Here is a 15926-nt window from a genome sequence, read left to right on the forward strand (position 1 = left end):
TTGTCGATCTACGACACACCGAGCGATCGCCACTCAGGTCACTTCTGAAACACGACCTAGTGCCGTATCAGCCGATTGGCCCACCCGGACGCGGCGACGGCCGTCAGAGCTGGACTCCGACGACCTCCAGGAGGCGCGCGCGGGTCCGCGGAGGGCGGACGTGCCGCCCGGCGGGGACCACTCGCCGCCGGGCCCCAAGGAGCACGTTCAAGCCCCCGGCGTTGCTCGACCCTGCCCTGCGGCGTCGTCTCGCCGGGCTCCGGCCGGCAGCCTGAGCCGAGGCTCCGGCGTAAGGCCCAGCGTGAGCGCGTTCACGGCGAACGCAGGAACACCACGATGTCGGCCCTCGGCCCGGTCAGGCGCCGCCAGCCGAGCCGTTCGTAGAGCCTGATCGCGTCGGTCGCGTGCGGGGCGGTCAGCAGCCAGCAAGGGTCGGTACGGCCGCACAGGAGGTCGAGGATTCCTCCCGCGAGGCCCTGTCCGCGCGCGTGCGGGCTCACCGCCAGTTCGTCCACCTCCACCGCGCCGACCAGCAGCGTTTCCACGGCGTCACCGAGTTCGGCACGGACGAGGTCGTAGGCGCGGCCCGTGGGGAAGGGCCTGGGGGTGCGCCATGCCGTACCGAAACCAACGGGTTCGCCGTCATTTCTGGCCAGCACCGCCGCGAATCCGGGGCGGCGCGCATCGGCGGTCAGGCGTGCGGTGAAGGCGGCGGCGGCGCGCTCGTCCTCGTGCCAGGGCGGGCCGCTGAACGCGGCCCGGTAGATGTTCGCCAGGTGGGAGGTGCGGGCCAGGGTCTCCTGGCCGGTGAGACGTTCGAGGGTCACGCGGTCGGCCTGCATGTCAGCGTCCCACGGTGCTGCGCAGGCGGGCTATGGGGACGAGCATGAGCAGGCCGAGCACGCCCAGCGCGCTGAAGGCGAGGGTGAAGTCGCCTGTGGCGTCGCGCAGCGCGCCCACCAGAAGGGGGGCCAGCGCGGCGCAGCCGTAGCCGACGAAGAACGCCATCGCGCTGATCCGTCCGGCCTCGCCGGGGTCGCGGCCGGCCAGCACGGGCAGGGTCAGCACCAGCGTGAACAGCCCGCCGTGTCCTACGCCGAGCGCCGCGATCCACACCCACGTCGCGGTGTCCGGCGCGTACGCCAGCCCCAGGAAGCCGGCGGCGGTCAGCGTCATCGTGAGCGCCAGGCCCGCCCATGGGCCCTGGCGTTCTCCCAGCAGCGCCGGTACGGCCAGCATCGCCACGACCTGAATGGAGATCATCACGGTCAGCATGCCTCCGGCGGATGCCGCGTCGCGACCGGCGTCGTCGTGCAGCAGCGGCGTCACCCAGGCCAGCTCGCAGTAGTACAGTGCGGAGTTGACGGCCGACAACATGGTGATGTGCCAGGCCACGCCGCTGCGCCAGGGCATCTGCCGGGTCACGGGCCCGGCGGGGGCGGGGACGTCGTCCAGGCCCAGGGGCCCCTTGGCGGCCGACCACAGCGCGATGCCCGCCAGCGCGAGCACCGCCCACGACGCGAGCGCTCCCGGCCAGGAGCCGAGGGCGCCGGCCAGCGGCGCGCTCACTCCGGCCGCCACCGCGCCGCCCAGGCCGAGCCCGGCGGTGTAGAGGCCGGTGACCAGCCCTGCGCGGGCGGCGAAGCGTGTCTTGACCACGGCGGGCAGCAGGGTCTGGGCGATGGCGATCCCCGCTCCGACGATGGCCGCGCTGCTCAGCTGGAGCCAGGTGGACTCGCCGAGCAGGCGCGCCGCCGTGGCGAGGGCGATGATCACGAGCCCGGCGAGCACGCCGGACTGCAGGCCGTACCGGCGGCCCGCGTATGCGGCCAGCGGCGCGCACACGCCCATGGCCAGCGTCGGGACGGTGGTCAGCAGCGACACCCCGGTCGCCGACAGATCCAGGTCGGCGCGGATCTGGTCGACGAGCGGCGAGACGGCCGCGATGGCCGGTCGCAGGTTCGCCGCCGCGACGAACAACGCCAAGGCCGCCACTCCCAGCGAGGTGCGGCTGGATTGCCGTGCTGTCTGCGTCATGGGCTACTCCGCCCCTTCTTCTCGGATATTTGCTATCCGAGTTCATATCACAACTCGGATATCTGTTGTCCGGGATGGGTAGGGTGGGGGACATGAAGATGTCGAGCGGGGTGGAGTGGGCGTTGCACAGCTGCGTCACGCTCAGCCAAAGCCACGAACCGGTGCCGGCGGCACGACTGGCCGAGCTCCACGGCACGCCGCCGGCGTACACGGCCAAGCACCTGCAGGCGCTGTCGCGGGCCGGGATCGTCCGCTCCACCATGGGGCAGGTCGGCGGCTACACCCTCACCAGGCCCGCCGCGGAGATCAGCGCCTTGGAGGTGGTGCGGGCCATCGACGGGGACGAGCCCGCGTACCGATGCGCCGAGATCAGGCAGCGCGGCCCGCTCGGCATCCCCGCCGAACAGTGCTCACGACCGTGTGCGATCGCCCGCGCCATGGCCGCCGCCCAGGACGCCTGGTCACGCGCACTCGCCGAGATCTCCATCGCCGACCTGGCCGCCGACATCGACGCCGACAGCGACGGCACCGCCATGTCCGACGTACGCCGCTGGCTGACGGCCACCAGGAGCTGAAGCGCTCAGGCGTGCCGGCTTTCGACGACGCGTCATGCGGTGCTGGACGATGACGGGCGCCGGCCGTCGAGGGCGGCGGCGAGGTTGCGACCCCGAGCTTCCGCGCCGCCCAACGGCCGCACGCCTTGATCGAGCCATGCGGGCGACCGACCAGCCGGGGGCGGCGGCCTCTAAGCGGTCTTCGGGAGTGCCAGCATCACCACGGCCGTGAGCAGGTAGAGCGCGGCTGAGGCGAGCAGGACGACGGCGAGGGCGTGGCTGAAGCCGGCCGGGCCGGCGGCCGCGGTGAAGAAGACCGTGCCGAGGACGGCGATGCCGGCGGCGCCGCCGAGCTGGGTGACGGTGGACAGGACGCCGCCCGCCGCGCCCGCGTTGCGGCCTGGGACGCCGGCCAGGACGACGTTGACGAGGATCGGTGCGGCCAGCCCGAGACCGAGACCGCCGATGAACAGGGCCAGGGCGAGCAGCCAGTAGCCGGGGTCGTCGCCGTCCTTGACGACGTACCACAGGACGAGGTGCGAGGCCGCGATCGTGAGCGAGCCGGCGACCAGCAGCGTTCTGCCGGCCCTGGCGGCCAGCGCGACGCCGAGGCCGGAGGTGACCATCGAGCCGAGCGCGTACGGCAGGATCACCAGGCCGGCCTCCAGGGCGGTGCGGCCGGTGCCGTTCTGCAGGTAGACCGAGAGGGTCAGGAAGTACGGCCCGATGCCGCCGAAGAACAGCACGGAAGCGGCCAGGCCGACGGTGAAGGCGCGGATGCGCAGCAGGGCGGGGTCGAGGACGGGCTCGGCGCCGCGGGCGGTGAGGCGGCGCTCGTACGCGAGGAAGATCGCCAGCACGACGACCCCGGCCGCCAGGAGCGCGTAGGAGCCCCAGCTCCACGTCTCGGACTGGATGATCGGCAGCAGCAGGAGCAGGATGCCCGCGGCGGCCAGGAGCGCGCCCGCCAGGTCAAGGCGCGCGGTCGAGGCGGAGCGGGACTCGGGCAGCACCTTCGCGCCGGCGACGAGGGCCACGACGGAGACGGGCACGTTGATCCAGAAGATCGTCCGCCAGCCCAGCCCGAACAGGTCGGCCTCGACGAGCAGCCCGCCGAGCAGCGGCCCCGCGACCGAGGCGAGACCCTGGACGGCCCCGTACGCGCCGAACGCCTTGGCCCGCTGCTCCGGAGGGAACGAGGCCCGGATGATCCCGAACACCTGCGGCATCATGATGCCGCCGGTGAGTCCTTGCGCGGCCCGCATGCCGATGAGCATCGCCGGGTCGGCGGCCAGCGCGCACAGCGCCGAGGTCACCATGAACCCGGCCAGGCCGATGAGGAACAGCCGTTTGCGGCCGTACTGGTCGCCGAGCCGGCCGCCGGTGATCAGGCCCGCGCCCAGGGCGAGGGTGTAGGCGGCGATCGTCCACTGGATCTGGGCGTCGTCGGCGCCGAGGTCCCGCGAGATCGCCGGGGCGGCGACGGTGACGATCGTCGCGTCGAGCAGGTCCATGAAGGACCCGAACAGCACCACGAGCAGCGCCGCCATGGGTACGGACGAAGTCCGATGAGCAGTCATGACCCGGAACCATGGCGGACCTAGTTGCCGCCGAGTGGCAACTACTGGGGAGAGAATCGGAGAACCATGGCTGCCACCTCCGCGCGTACGCTCAAACTGCTGTCCATCTTCGGGATCGGCGCGACCCTGACCGCCGAGCAGCTCGCCACCCGGCTCGGCACGTCGGTGCGGACCGTGCGCCGCGACATCGACACGCTCAGGGAGCTCGGGTACGAGATCGAGGCCGTGCGCGGCACGGGCGGCGGTTACCGGCTCGGCCCCGACGCGCGGCTGCCGCCGGTCGTGTTCGACGAGGAGCAGGCCGTCGCGACGGCGGTCGCTTTGCAGACCGTCCCCGCGGTGCTGTCCGGCATCAGGGAGAACGCGGCCCGCGCGCTCGCCACGCTGCACCAGGCGATGCCGGCGCGCAGCCGCCTGCACGCCGAGGCGTTCACCGTCTCATCGGCCCGTAATTACTGGGAGTTCCCCGCTCCGCCGATCGACGCCGAGACCGTTCGCGCGGTGGGCAGCGCGATCAACCGGCGGCACCTCGTACGCGTCGACTACACCGGCGACGGCGAGCGGCCCGTCGCGCTCACGCTCGAACCCCACGACCTCGTGGTGTGGGCGGCACGCTGGTACCTGGTCGCCTTCGACCTGAAAGGCAGCCGCTGGCGGGCCATGCGCATGGACCGCATCCAGGCGCACGCTCCCACGCACACCCCCTTCGACCGGCGCGACATCCCGCACGGCGATCCGGTCGCCTTCGTCATGACCGCGCCCGACCGGGGCGACGCCCTCGCCGACTGGCCGTGCCGGGGCTCGGCCACCCTCGCGCTGCCCGCCGCCACCGTCGCCCGCTACGCTCCCGGCGGGTCGATCGTCACCTCCGTCACGGAGACCACCTGCCGCCTCGCCCTGGGCGCCTGGTCCTGGCCGGGCATCGCCGGCCTGCTGCTCACCTTCGACGCCGACCTCACCGACATCGAGCCGGCCGAACTCCGCCAGGCCCTGCACTCCTTGCGCGCCAGGATCGTCAGAGGGCTCGGCTAACCTGGCGTGATCCTGCGCAGTCCGAGGGGATAGGTCGTGTCGTTCACCGAGGAAGAGATCGCTTTCCTGCGGTCGCAGCCGCTCGCCAGGCTCGCCACCGTCTCAGCCGATGATCAGCCGGACGTGGTTCCGGTGGCCTTCGAGTTCGACGGGAGCCTGTTCTGGGTGGGAGGTTCGGGGGAGTCCGTCCTGCACACCCGCAAGTTCCGCAACGTCGGCCAGGGCCGTACGAAGGTCTCCCTCGTCGTGGACGACATGGTGTCCTTCGACCCGTTCGTGGCGCGGGGCGTGCGCGTCTATGGGGAGGCGGACGGGCCGGTGGAGCGGGTGGGCATGGTCGGGCCCGGCCACTACCTGCGCATCACGCCCACGATCTCGTGGAGCTGGAACATGGCGGGCGAACCGGTCGGCGAGACCTGGTACGAGGCCCGCCGGGCCGTCCATCGCTAGGTCAGGTGCCGGGTGAAGAACCGGATCGAGCTGTCGATCTCGAAGGCCGGCACCCGGAAGTGACCGCCCGGGTTGGCGTGCAGGGTCTTCTCGGCGGAGCCGAGCGCCTCGAACAGCCTCATGACCGACGCGCGCGGATTGCCGTCGTCGTCCCACTGGAGCAGGAACTCGACCGGGATCCTGATCCGTGCCGCGGTGTCGATGAGCCAGTCGCTGCCGACGAGGCCGAGGACGGCGGCGGTGATGCGGGGCTCGGCGGCGACGAGGCGGATGCCCATCTCGCCGGCCGCTGACAGGCCGTAATAGCCGACCGGACGGCGGTCGCCGACGTGGTCCAGCTTCCGCAGCGCGTCCAGGGTGGTCCGCCAGTCGGGGATGAGCTGCGCCGCCACGGTCTCGTTCAGTGCGGGCCAAGCCGGGCCGAAGGGCAGACCGGCGGCCTCGCGTTCCTGGATCTCCGCGACGAGCCGCCGGATCTCCGGATGCTCGGGCCGGTCGCCGGTGCCAGGGGCGTCGATCGCGGCGACCGCGAAGCCGCAGGTGGTGACGTAGGGGAAGGCGCGGGAGACGACCTCCCACCCCTTCTTGTGCTGCCCGCCGCCGTGCCCGATCAGGACCAGCGGACGGGGCCCTGAGGCGCCGGCGGGCGTCCACAGCACCCCGGGGATCTCGCCGATGGTGAACGACTGCTCGCGGATGCCGTCGGTCACGGTGTCCGAGGTGATGCGCATGGCAAGGATTACATCGGCATTGCGCCCGGGCGGCGAGTCATTTATCCCGCGAGGCTGATCAGGGTGGCGCCGGCGACGATGACGGCGGCCAGGGGGTACGTCCACCACTTGGGCGCCGGTCCCCGCGCGAGCACCTTGACGCCGAGAGGGACGAGCGCGACGCACAGTCCGGCCGCGGCGATGATCGACGTCACGCCGGTGCCCTTGAGCACCCCGACCGGCATGGCCGCCATCAGCGCCAAGGCCACCGACTGCACCCGTCCGAGCGCGCCCGAGCGCCACGTGCCGGCGGCGAGGACGACCCAGCCTGCCATCGTGGCCAGGTTGATCGTCTGGAAGACGTGGAAGGAGCCGTACTGCTCGCTGATCGCCTGCTGGGCCGTCCGCAGACCTTGGACGTCCACCAGCTGGAAGGCCAGATGGGAGACGCCGGCGTGGAAGGCGCGGGCGAACAGCCCCGCCAGGGTGAGGGCCATACCCCACTGGGCGAGCAGCGGGTGGGTGGCGGCGATCCGCCTTGCCAGGCCCAGGACGGCGGCCGCCAGCAGCACGACTCCGGCGGCGAAGCAGCTGTAGGCGGCCGTCAGCCGGCCGGGGCTGCCGGCGAAGGCGGCGAGCTGCTCGGGGAAGAACGCGTCGTACCCGAGTTTCAGCAGCACCCCGCCCATCACCAGCGCAGGCCCCGCGACCAAGCCGACGCCTTCGATCCACCTGCCGGGAAAACCCTCGTTCGTCATGCTGAAGATCCAACCGGCGCGGGCCGGCGTGCGCACGGGCGGACGGGCGAGGATCGAGGGTGGTCCTGGCACTAAGAGCGCTTCTCCGTCCACCGTTCGTAGGTCTCGTCGCCGGGGAGCACCCACGTCGCCACGTTCGGCCGCTTGATCTTCTTCAGCGGCTGCACCGCGCCCGTCTTGCGCGAGACCTGGTAGACCGCCACGCCCGTCGCGGTCTTCGACCGCACGACCAGCCGGTCGGAGCGGTCGAAGTCGACGTCGTCGATGTACTGGCCGCGCGGCAGCTTCACGTTCACCACCGCGCCGGCGCGACCGGTGCGCAGGTTCAGCAGGCGCAGCTGCCGGTACTTCTCGGGCTTGCCGACCAGGACGGCCGCGGTGGTGTGGTCGCCCGCGAGCGCGCTCGGCGACAGCCGCGTCTTGAGCCGCAGGCGGGAGCGCAGCTCCCGGTCGAACACGACCACCCGCTCGGCGCTCAGCAGCAGCCGCTTGCCGTCCGGGCTGAACCCGAGCAGGGCCCACGCGTCCGTCTTCTCCGGCGGCCCCATGGTCTTGCGCGTGCGCAGGTCCGTGAAGTCGCTCAGGCCGGGCCCCGAGGTCTGCATGATCACATAGCTCCCGTCAGGGGCCACGACCGGCCATTCCTCGCCGATCGCGTACGCCTTGATGCTCTTGGCGACCACCCGCTCCTTGCCGTGGACGGTCCGCTGCACGAACAGGCCGTCCTTCTTGCGGTAGTAGAACAGGTGCCGGCCGTCGCCGCTGACGAGGAACGGCGCCCGCGCCCCCTCGTGGACCGCGTCCTTGGGCGCCTCGGTCAGCGCCTGCGGCACCTTCACCACCTTGCCGCTGGTCAGCACCACTTCCCAGCCCTTCGCGCGCTGCGCGTAGGCGATGGTGGCCGGCGCCTCGGCGAGTGCGGGCTGGGCGGTTGCCGCGAGTGCGGTGACGGTGAGCGCTGCGAGTGACGTCCGATATTTCATGATCTATCGGATGCTGTCGGTACGCAGAAAGTTGCGCCCCTGACCACCTCCGCCACTCTTCAGCTACGACGCGGCCGCCGACCAGGTCCGATCCTGAACGTCCCCGCGCGGATGCAGCTCACCGGCGATCACCGCGTTCGGCTTCCCCTGGCCGACCGCCAATGCCACCTCGCGCTCCCGCTCGCTCAGCCGCCCGGCCGCCCGCCACGCCGGCCTCATGGACGAACCGAAGGGCGGCCGGCGTGCCGCGTTGCTGCTGGCGGTGGTGGCGCTGCGGGTGCCGGCCGGCGTACGAACGCAAACGCCCGTCCCCGTGCCCTGGGCGGCCGGAGCGCTCGGGCGGTGGCCGGGTTCGGCTACCTGGCGCTGCTGTTCCCCTTCGGCGGGGCGTTGACCGGCCACACCGCCTTCGGCGTGGTCGCCAACGCCGCCACCCTCGCCGACAAGCTGGAGCTGTCGGCACTGGGCCTGCTCGTGCTGATCCTGCTGGCGCTGCTCGCCCGCCGCAGGCCGCTCAGCGCAGTACGGCCGTGAGCAGGTCGCTGCCGAGGGCCGTGAGGTCGGGGACGTTCACGGTGTAGCGGACGTAACGGCCGTCGCGCCGGGACGTCAGCAGGCCGGCGCGGCGCAGCACGGCAAGGTGACGGGAGACCTCGGGAGGCGTGAGCGCCCAGGCGTCGGCCAGCTCGCCGGTCGTATGGGGGCCGCGGGCCAGGGTGCGCAGCAGCCGCAGGCGTACGGGATGAGCGAGCGCCTCCAGCCGCTGGGTGACCGTGTCCAGCGGGACCGGCTGCGTCGTGCGCGCCACGGGGTATTGGACCACCGGCTGCCACCCCGGGGCGTGGATCACCACGAGGTGCGGGTGGCCGAAGACGGTGGGCAGGAAGGTGAGCCCGCCGCGCGCGGTGGTCGCGTTGTCCTGCAGCTTGTCCACCTCGATGCGGTCGCCGCCGGGCGCCAGGGTGAGGGCTTCGGAGACCGAGGCGAGCGCCGCCGCGATGCCCTGGCGCCTGAGCAGGTCGTTCTTCAGGCGCAGGTCGGTGGCGAGTCGCACGGCGACGTCCGCCCAGGCGGCGTCGAAGAAGGCGTCCGCGCACTGCTCCAGGGTCTGCCGCACCCGGGCACGGACGGCGGCCGGGTCCGCGAGCAGCCGTTCCGCGAAGGCCTCCTGGAGCGCGCCGCGGGCTTGGGCCAGGTCGAGTGCCCGCTCGCGGGCGGTGGCGTCGGTGAGCGGCGACGGCGCGCCGAAATGCACCCGGTTGCTGCCGCAGGTGGTGACGAGCGCCGCGGTCACGTACGTCTCGTCGTCGATCAGGTCCACGTCGTCGAGCTCCTCGGCGAGCGTCGGCCGTGGCCGGGCGGGGACGAGGAAGTCGGCACGCGAGGACCGCCACAGGAACTCCGCCTCCCGCAACCGCTCGGCCAGCTCGGGCCGCAGCCCGGCCCAGACGTCCGCGGCCCGGCCGGCGAGCTGCGGATGGTGCCCGGGCTCGGCGAGCACGTGCAGCATCGCGGTCAGCTCGGCCAGCGGGGAGGCCGCGAACCGCAGCCGCTCCGCAGGCAGGCCGCTGATGTCGATCCGCACTGTCATCCCCTCATCATCGCCGGTCGCCCCGCGCCGGCCCGCACCGGTTGACGGTTTCCGTCAATCGTCGCGGGCCGGCCCGGCGGCGGGACGCACCGTGGACGCCATGGCGACCACCACCACGATCAAGCCGCGCGACCTCATCCGCGCCTCGGGAGGCCCGCGCTACGCCGTCGCCCTTGCCGTGGACGCGCTCGGCACCGGCCTGCTGCGGCCCTTCCTGCTGCTGTACGGGGTGCTGGTGCTGGAGCTGCCGGCGGCGGCGACGGGCGTCGCCATGACGGCCGGCACCGTCATGGGCCTGGTGTGCATGCCCGGGGTCGGCCGGTGGCTGGACCGGGGCGCGCGCAGCACGGTCGTGGCGGCGTCGATGCTGGTACGGGTGCTGGGCGTGGCGCTGCTGACGGCCACGCCTGCGGGGAACGCCTGGCTGTTCGGGGCGGCGGCGCTGTTCCTCGGCATCGGCAACCAGGCGTGGCCGGCCGCCCACGCGGCCCTCATCACGACCGTCGCGCGCGGCCGGGTCCGCGACGCCGCCCTCGCGGCGGGCCGCTCCCTGCGCAACGCCGGTCTGGGCGCCGGTGCGCTCATCGCGACCGCGTTCCTGGCGGGCGGCGTCGCCGCGTTGCAGGTGCTGGCGGTGGTCACGGGGCTCGCGTACCTCGCCGCGGCGGCGCTGGCGTGGTCGGTGCACGTACGCGCCGAGCCGGCCGAATCCACGGACGAGAACGACGAGCCCGCACCCCGGATGGCCGCCCTGCTGGCCGCCAACGTGGTCTACGCCTTCTGCCTCAACATCCCCGAGATCGCGCTCCCGCTGGTCCTCGTCACCCAGGTGCACGCCTCGCCGGTGTGGCCTGCCGTCATCTACGTGACCAACACGGTGCTGGTGATCACGTTGCAGGTGCCGGTCACGGTCCTGATGTCGCGCTTGTCCCGGCGTACCGTGCTGGCGCTGTCCGGGGTGCTGCTCGCCGCGTCCTACCTGGGCTTTCTCGCGGCGACCTCGCTGGGATCCGGCTGGGGCGCGCCGGCCGTCGTCCTCGTGTCCGTGGTCTGCACGATCGGCGAGATCCTGTACGCCGGCAGCGCCACCGCGCTCGTCGCCGCGACCGCTCCCGCGCAGGTCGTGGGGCGCGCGCTGGCCCGCTTCCAGCTCTCCACGGGCTTCGGCCTCGCCGTCTCCCCGGCGGTCATCACCGCGCTCGCCGCCCACGGCCCGGCCGCGCTCTGGGGCGGCCTCGCCGGCGCGACGCTCGTGTCCGCCTCCGCCGTCGCGAACTACTCCGATCGGAGTAGCGCGTACGGCGAACGGAGCACGGCCAAGTGACGATCAACGGATGACGTGCTCCCACCGCCGCCCGGCCTAGCGTTGCTCGTCGAGTTGATCGGCCGAGAACCCGGAGGAACCAGCATGAACAGGAAAATGACCACCGCCATCGCCGGGCTGAGCCTGACGGCGGGTCTCCTGGCCGTGGCCGGCGCACCGGCCGGCGCCCAGGCGGGCGTGGCCGCCGCGCCGAAGCCGCCGAAGGGCGCGCGGGCCGTGGTCCAGGTCAGCCCCAACCCCACCACCGAGCGCGGCCAGGAGGTGACGATCACCGGCCACTGCGGCGGCGGCAAGGGGCTCAAGGGCGTGCTCGCCGGGCTCGACAGGAAGAACCCGGTGCTGCGGAACATCCGCATCGTCAAGGACGACCCGAAGGGGTTCGTGGCCAAGGCGAAGCTCGACTCCAAGATCGGCAACGGGGTCGGTCCCGTGTTCGTCGACTGCGGCGGCGAGGCCGGCGTGACCCTGCTCGTCACCCACGTCTGACCCGGGACTGGTAGACACGTCCGGAGCCGGTCGTCGCCGGCCGGCTCACCCGTCACCTTCGAGAATGAGCCCCCACATGGCCGAGCCGCCCCCGCGCCGCGAACCCGCGCCCCTCCGGCACCTCGCCGGCATCACCGACACCACGCTCGCCGTCCTCACCCTGGTCTTCTTCGTCGCCGTGGCCCTGGCCACCGGGGTACGCGACCCCTGGGACGGCACGATCCCGCTCGGCCTGTTCCTCGGAGGGCTCCTCCTGGTCAGGCGCCGATGGCCGATGACCGTGCTGCTGCTGTCGGTCGCCGGTATCTTCGCCTATCACCTCACCGGGCACTGGCCGCCCGCCGGGTGGATCTGGCCGGCCGCGGTCGCGTACTTCACCGCCGCCACCACGCCCCGCGTCCGCTGGGTGGCCGCCGTCGGCGTGGCCCAGCTGGCGTACTCGGCGTTCGACGCGCGCGTCATCATCGACCGGAACCTGGCCCGCTACGTCATCCACGTCGCGGGCGAAGGAGTGCTGCTGGCGCTGCTCATCGCCGCGGGCCTCACCTACGCCGCCGCGCTGCGCTGGCGCGAGCGGCTGCGCGAGACCGACCGCCGCGCGCACGCCGCCGAGGAACGGCTGCGCGTCTCGCACGAGGTCCACGACGTCATCGCGCACACGCTGGCCGTCGTCGGCGTGCAGCTCAACGTCGCCGCCGACGTCCTGGAGGAGGACCCGGAGGAGGCCGCCGCCGCGCTGCGCGTGGCCAAGGACGTCAGGAACCGGGCGATGGCCGACCTGCGCTCCCTCATCACGATCCTGCGCGACAGCCCGGAGGGCACCGCGCCCCAGGCGGACCTGGCCTCCCTGGACCTGCTCATCGCCGACGCCCGCGCGGGCGGGCTCGACGTGCGTCTCGACGAGGACGGTGACCGTACGGACGTCCCCGCCGTGACCGCCATCGCCGTGCACCGCATCGTGCAGGAGTCGCTCGCCAACACCCTCAAGCACGCGGAGGCGGGCTCGGCCACGGTGACGATCGGCTACCGGCCGCACGCGATCACCGTCGAGGTCGCCGACGACGGCCGCGGCGTCCCGGACGGCGCCGAGATCGCCGAAGGCCACGGCCTGGCCGGCATGCGCGAGCGGGTGAGCGCACTCGGGGGCGCGCTCACCGCCGGGCCCGTCCCCGGGGGCGGCTTCGCCGTACGGGCCGAGCTTCCTGTGGCAGGCTCGACGGCATGACGATCACGGTGCTGCTCGCCGACGACCAGGCCCTCGTACGGGCCGGTTTCCGCAGCCTGCTGGCCCGTTCGCGGGACATCACGGTCGTCGGCGAGGCCCAGGACGGCGAGGAGACCGTACGCCTGGCCGCGCGCACCCGCCCCGACGTGATCCTCATGGACATCCGCATGCCGGGCACCGACGGCATCACGGCCACCCGCCGCATCGTCACCGACCCGGCCACGTCGGGCTGCCGGGTCATCATCCTCACCACGTTCGACACCGACGAGCACGTCTTCGCCGCCCTGCGCGCCGGGGCCAGCGGCTTCCTCACCAAAGAGGTCGAGCCCGCCGACCTGCGCCGCGCGGTGGCCGCCGTCGCCGGGGGAGACGCGCTGCTGTCGCCGGGCGTGACGCGGCGCGTCATCGAGCAGTTCGCCCACCGGCAGGTCGCGGCGCCCGGCGCGGACCGGCGGCTGGCCGCTCTGACCTCGCGGGAGCTGGAGGCGGTCAGGCTCGTGGCGCTCGGCCTGTCCAACGGCGAGATCGCCGAACGCCTCGTCATCAGCCCGCTCACCGCCAAGACCCACATCACCAGGGCCATCGCCAAGCTGAACGTCCGCGACCGGGTCCAGCTGGTCATCCTCGCCTACGAGAGCGGCCTGGTGCGTCCCGGCACGTGACCGGCGGCGTCAGAGCGTGCGGCCCGGCCCCGTCGGCAGCCACGGGACCGGGGGCTCAGGTCAGGGGTAGAGCGTGAAGGTCTTGGTGTTGTTGCAGACGATCGTGCTCGGCATGCAGCGCTTGGCCCTGATGGTGATGCGGTCGAGGTTGGTGCGGCTGGTGGAGAAGCTGAAGTCCTTCGTGCCCTTCTTCCGCCCGGCCTCCTTGTAGCCGCCGTCGATCTCGTCGCCGTTCTTCTTCTTGAAGGAGACCTCGACGACGGACGTCCAGATGTCGCTCTTGGTGTCCCGCACGGTGCCGCTTCCCTTGCCGAAGCCGTTGGTGCAGAGCTCCAGCCGGTAGCTGACGTTGCCGTCCTTGGTGCTGATCTTGCCCGACGCGATGCGGCACCCGGCCGAGGCGGCTGAGGCGGTCGTCGCGGGCGCCATGACGCTGAGGGCGGCGGCGACCCCGATGACCGTGACGAGCGCCTTCGGGGCGGAGAACTTCGGCATGAGTGATCCTTTGCCAGTCGATGTGAAAGTGCGGTGCTCCGCTGCGCGGAACAACGCCTGAAAGGCTAAAGATCGCCGGTATGCGCGGAGTATGCCCGCCAAGCCGCGGGTGGGATGGTCAGGCCTGCAGGTAACGCAGGACGGCGAGTACCCGGCGGTGGTCGTTGTCCGACGGGGACAGGCCGAGTTTGGTGAAGATCTGCGTCACGTGCTTCTCCACCGAGCCGTACGACAGGAACAGCGCGGCGGCGATGGAGTTGTTGGAACGTCCCTCCGCCATCATGGCCAGCACCTCGCGTTCCCTCGGGGTGAGCGCGTCCAGGGTCGCCGCGCGGCGGCTGGCGCCCATGATCTGGGTGACGACCTCGGGATCGAGGACGGTCTGTCCGGCCGCGATCTGGTCGAGCGCGGCCAGGAAGTCCTTGACGTCGGCCACGCGCTCCTTCAGCAGGTATCCCACGCCATGGGCGCCGCCGGCGAGCAACTGCGTCGCGTAACGCGTCTCGATGTACTGGGAGAACACCAGCACGCCCACCTCTGGGTGAGCGCGGCGAATCTGGATCGCGGCCCGCAGGCCCTCGTCGGTGTGGGAAGGCGGCATGCGTACGTCGACCACGGCGATGTCGGGACCGTGTTCCGCCACGGCGGCCAGCAGCGCGTCGCCATCGCCCACGGCGGCCACCACCTCGTGGTCGCGGGAGGTGAGCAGCATGCACAGGCCCTCCCGGAGCATCACGGCGTCCTCGGCGATCACGATGCGCATGCGCTGCTCCGTTCAGATGTGCAGGGGGAGTTCGACGGTGATCACCGTAGGTCCTCCGGCCGGGCTGTGGATGTCGATCATGCCGTCCAACGTCTGGACCCGGGCGGCCAGTCCGCCCAGTCCGGATCCGGTGCCGATCGCCGCGCCGCCGGTGCCGTCGTCGCGTACCCGCAGGGTCAGCAGTCCATCGTGCGCCCGTACCTCGACGGCGGCGTGGCTGGCGCCGCTGTGTTTGACCACGTTGGCGAGCAGTTCCGTCGTGCAGAAGTAGGCGATGGCCTCGATGACCGGAGCCGGTCGCTCGGCCAGGTCGGCTTCGAACCGGGCGGGGATCGGGCTGCGTGCGGTGAGCGTGGCCAGGGCGACCTCCAGCCCTTGGTCGAGTGCCGGCGGGTGGATGCCGCGGATCAGGTCACGCAGCTCGGCCACGGTCTCCTTGGCGCTGCGGTGCGCGCTGTCGACAAGGACGCGGGCACGCTGGAGCCGTTCGGACTCATCGGCCTGCTCGAGCTCGTCCTGAGCCATGCCCAGGCTCATGGCCAGCGTCACCAGCCGTGCCGCCGTCCCGTCGTGCAGGTCTCGCTCGATCCGGCGGAGCCTGGCCATCGCGTCCTCTGCGGCCAGCGCCCGTGCCTGCTCCAGCCGGCGGATCCGGGTCTCGCCCGGCGCGGGCCCGAGCAGCGTACGGGCGAGCATGCGCTCGGGGGCCAGGGCGAGGTGGACGCCCTTTGGGGCGAGGAGCAGCAGCGCCAGTCCGGCGGCGCTCGCCGGCGCCGCAACCGGCCACCCGGGGGGCGACAGGTGCGCCAAGGCGGAGAACTGCCCCCACAGGGGACAGCCGAGCAGGAGCAGTCCGCCTCCCCACAACCCGGCGGCGGCCGCGCAGGCGAGCCCGGCCGCCGGCAGCCGGAGCAGGCCATGGATGACGGCGCGCCATCCCGTCACGTCACCGAGCGCCGCGCCGAGCCGGTTCAGCAGGCCCGGGCCGGCACGGAACGGGCCTGGATCGGGCACCCGCACCCCGGCCCACGCTTGTGCCAGCCGTCGATTGGCCGTGCCGAGCCCTCTGGCCGCCATCACGCTCAGGGCCAGCATCGGCACTCCGACGACATTCACCGTCAGGATGACGCTCAGCAGCACGAGAACGAGATGGACCAGGCCGGCTCCCACCATGAACGGCACCATCAGCACATAGGCGAGCTCACGCTGCGACCGCTCCCGCACCGGAGCAGCGATCAGCACACGCCACCTCCCTGCTTGCCTGTCCACGCTCCTC

General features: G+C 72.5%; 19 protein-coding genes. 8 read left to right on the top strand and 11 right to left on the bottom strand.

All coding sequences use genetic code 11. The annotated features are described in order from the left end of the window. Positions 1-311 precede the first annotated feature (311 nt). Both ACFFR3_RS48810 and ACFFR3_RS48815 read right to left on the bottom strand, forming a co-directional pair. The gene (locus ACFFR3_RS48810) at positions 312-842 is read right to left on the bottom strand and encodes a GNAT family N-acetyltransferase (protein WP_345406761.1); all 531 of its coding nucleotides are present in this window, start codon (positions 840-842) and stop codon (positions 312-314) included. A 1-nt stretch (position 843) separates the two neighbouring features. Beyond that, positions 844-2037: an MFS transporter gene (locus ACFFR3_RS48815; RefSeq protein WP_345406764.1), complete on the bottom strand. Its 1194-nt coding sequence runs from the start codon at positions 2035-2037 to the stop codon at positions 844-846. A gap of 92 nt (positions 2038-2129) precedes the next feature. Here ACFFR3_RS48815 and ACFFR3_RS48820 point away from each other — a divergent pair, with 92 nt between their 5' ends. Further along, entirely contained in the window at positions 2130-2612 is a 483-nt protein-coding gene (locus tag ACFFR3_RS48820; protein WP_345406767.1) for an RrF2 family transcriptional regulator, read from the top strand. Between the two features lie 170 nt (positions 2613-2782). Here ACFFR3_RS48820 and ACFFR3_RS48825 read toward each other — a convergent pair whose 3' ends face one another. After that, positions 2783-4171, bottom strand: coding sequence for an MFS transporter (locus tag ACFFR3_RS48825; protein ID WP_379485434.1), 1389 nt, complete (start codon positions 4169-4171; stop codon positions 2783-2785). Between the two features lie 66 nt (positions 4172-4237). On the opposite strand from ACFFR3_RS48825, the gene ACFFR3_RS48830 reads away from it, so the two are divergent. After that, positions 4238-5203 carry a helix-turn-helix transcriptional regulator gene (locus ACFFR3_RS48830; protein ID WP_345406773.1) on the top strand — a complete coding sequence of 322 codons (966 nt, stop codon included), beginning with the start codon at positions 4238-4240 and terminating at the stop codon, positions 5201-5203. A 36-nt stretch (positions 5204-5239) separates the two neighbouring features. Then, entirely contained in the window at positions 5240-5653 is a 414-nt protein-coding gene (locus ACFFR3_RS48835; protein ID WP_345406776.1) for a PPOX class F420-dependent oxidoreductase, read from the top strand. Here the strand turns inward: ACFFR3_RS48835 and ACFFR3_RS48840 are convergent. The 4 genes from ACFFR3_RS48840 to ACFFR3_RS48855 all read right to left on the bottom strand — a co-directional run bounded on the left by ACFFR3_RS48840 (position 5650) and on the right by ACFFR3_RS48855 (position 8323). Continuing rightward, on the bottom strand, positions 5650-6384 hold the full coding sequence (locus tag ACFFR3_RS48840) for a dienelactone hydrolase family protein (RefSeq protein ID WP_345406779.1): 735 nt from the start codon (positions 6382-6384) through the stop codon (positions 5650-5652). The genes ACFFR3_RS48835 and ACFFR3_RS48840 overlap by 4 nt on opposite strands. Positions 6385-6425: 41 nt before the next feature. Next, complete coding sequence (locus ACFFR3_RS48845; RefSeq protein ID WP_345406782.1) at positions 6426-7121, bottom strand: hypothetical protein; 696 nt, start codon at positions 7119-7121, stop codon at positions 6426-6428. A gap of 71 nt (positions 7122-7192) precedes the next feature. After that, the gene (locus ACFFR3_RS48850) at positions 7193-8104 is read right to left on the bottom strand and encodes a TolB-like translocation protein (RefSeq protein WP_379485435.1); all 912 of its coding nucleotides are present in this window, start codon (positions 8102-8104) and stop codon (positions 7193-7195) included. A 63-nt stretch (positions 8105-8167) separates the two neighbouring features. Further along, positions 8168-8323 (bottom strand): hypothetical protein, encoded by a 156-nt coding sequence (locus ACFFR3_RS48855; RefSeq protein ID WP_345406791.1) that lies wholly within the window; start codon positions 8321-8323, stop codon positions 8168-8170. A gap of 123 nt (positions 8324-8446) precedes the next feature. Between ACFFR3_RS48855 and ACFFR3_RS48860 the strand changes: the two genes are divergently transcribed. Beyond that, positions 8447-8638: a hypothetical protein gene (locus tag ACFFR3_RS48860; RefSeq protein WP_379485436.1), complete on the top strand. Its 192-nt coding sequence runs from the start codon at positions 8447-8449 to the stop codon at positions 8636-8638. Here the strand turns inward: ACFFR3_RS48860 and ACFFR3_RS48865 are convergent. Then, positions 8619-9695 carry a DUF5937 family protein gene (locus ACFFR3_RS48865; protein ID WP_364372613.1) on the bottom strand — a complete coding sequence of 359 codons (1077 nt, stop codon included), beginning with the start codon at positions 9693-9695 and terminating at the stop codon, positions 8619-8621. The genes ACFFR3_RS48860 and ACFFR3_RS48865 overlap by 20 nt on opposite strands. A gap of 100 nt (positions 9696-9795) precedes the next feature. Between ACFFR3_RS48865 and ACFFR3_RS48870 the strand changes: the two genes are divergently transcribed. The 4 genes from ACFFR3_RS48870 to ACFFR3_RS48885 all read left to right on the top strand — a co-directional run bounded on the left by ACFFR3_RS48870 (position 9796) and on the right by ACFFR3_RS48885 (position 13392). Further along, on the top strand, positions 9796-11019 hold the full coding sequence (locus ACFFR3_RS48870; RefSeq protein WP_345406794.1) for an MFS transporter: 1224 nt from the start codon (positions 9796-9798) through the stop codon (positions 11017-11019). 84 nt (positions 11020-11103) lie between these two features. Beyond that, positions 11104-11505, top strand: a complete 402-nt coding sequence (locus ACFFR3_RS48875) for a hypothetical protein (RefSeq protein ID WP_364372616.1) — start codon at positions 11104-11106, stop codon at positions 11503-11505. Between the two features lie 76 nt (positions 11506-11581). Next, positions 11582-12730 (top strand): sensor histidine kinase, encoded by a 1149-nt coding sequence (locus ACFFR3_RS48880; protein WP_364372619.1) that lies wholly within the window; start codon positions 11582-11584, stop codon positions 12728-12730. Next, complete coding sequence (locus tag ACFFR3_RS48885) at positions 12727-13392, top strand: response regulator (RefSeq protein WP_345406800.1); 666 nt, start codon at positions 12727-12729, stop codon at positions 13390-13392. The genes ACFFR3_RS48880 and ACFFR3_RS48885 overlap by 4 nt, the downstream gene beginning before the upstream one ends. Before the next feature lie 60 nt (positions 13393-13452). Here ACFFR3_RS48885 and ACFFR3_RS48890 read toward each other — a convergent pair whose 3' ends face one another. From ACFFR3_RS48890 to ACFFR3_RS48900, 3 genes are all read right to left on the bottom strand, one after another. Next, the gene (locus ACFFR3_RS48890) at positions 13453-13887 is read right to left on the bottom strand and encodes a hypothetical protein (RefSeq protein WP_345406802.1); all 435 of its coding nucleotides are present in this window, start codon (positions 13885-13887) and stop codon (positions 13453-13455) included. A gap of 118 nt (positions 13888-14005) precedes the next feature. Continuing rightward, the gene (locus ACFFR3_RS48895) at positions 14006-14650 is read right to left on the bottom strand and encodes a LuxR C-terminal-related transcriptional regulator (protein ID WP_345406805.1); all 645 of its coding nucleotides are present in this window, start codon (positions 14648-14650) and stop codon (positions 14006-14008) included. Between the two features lie 12 nt (positions 14651-14662). Then, on the bottom strand, positions 14663-15892 hold the full coding sequence (locus ACFFR3_RS48900; RefSeq protein ID WP_379485437.1) for a sensor histidine kinase: 1230 nt from the start codon (positions 15890-15892) through the stop codon (positions 14663-14665). Between the last annotated feature and the right edge of the window lie 34 nt (positions 15893-15926).

It is taken from the genome of Nonomuraea salmonea (assembly GCF_042428605.1).
Classification (GTDB): Bacteria; Actinomycetota; Actinomycetes; order Streptosporangiales; family Streptosporangiaceae; genus Nonomuraea; species Nonomuraea salmonea.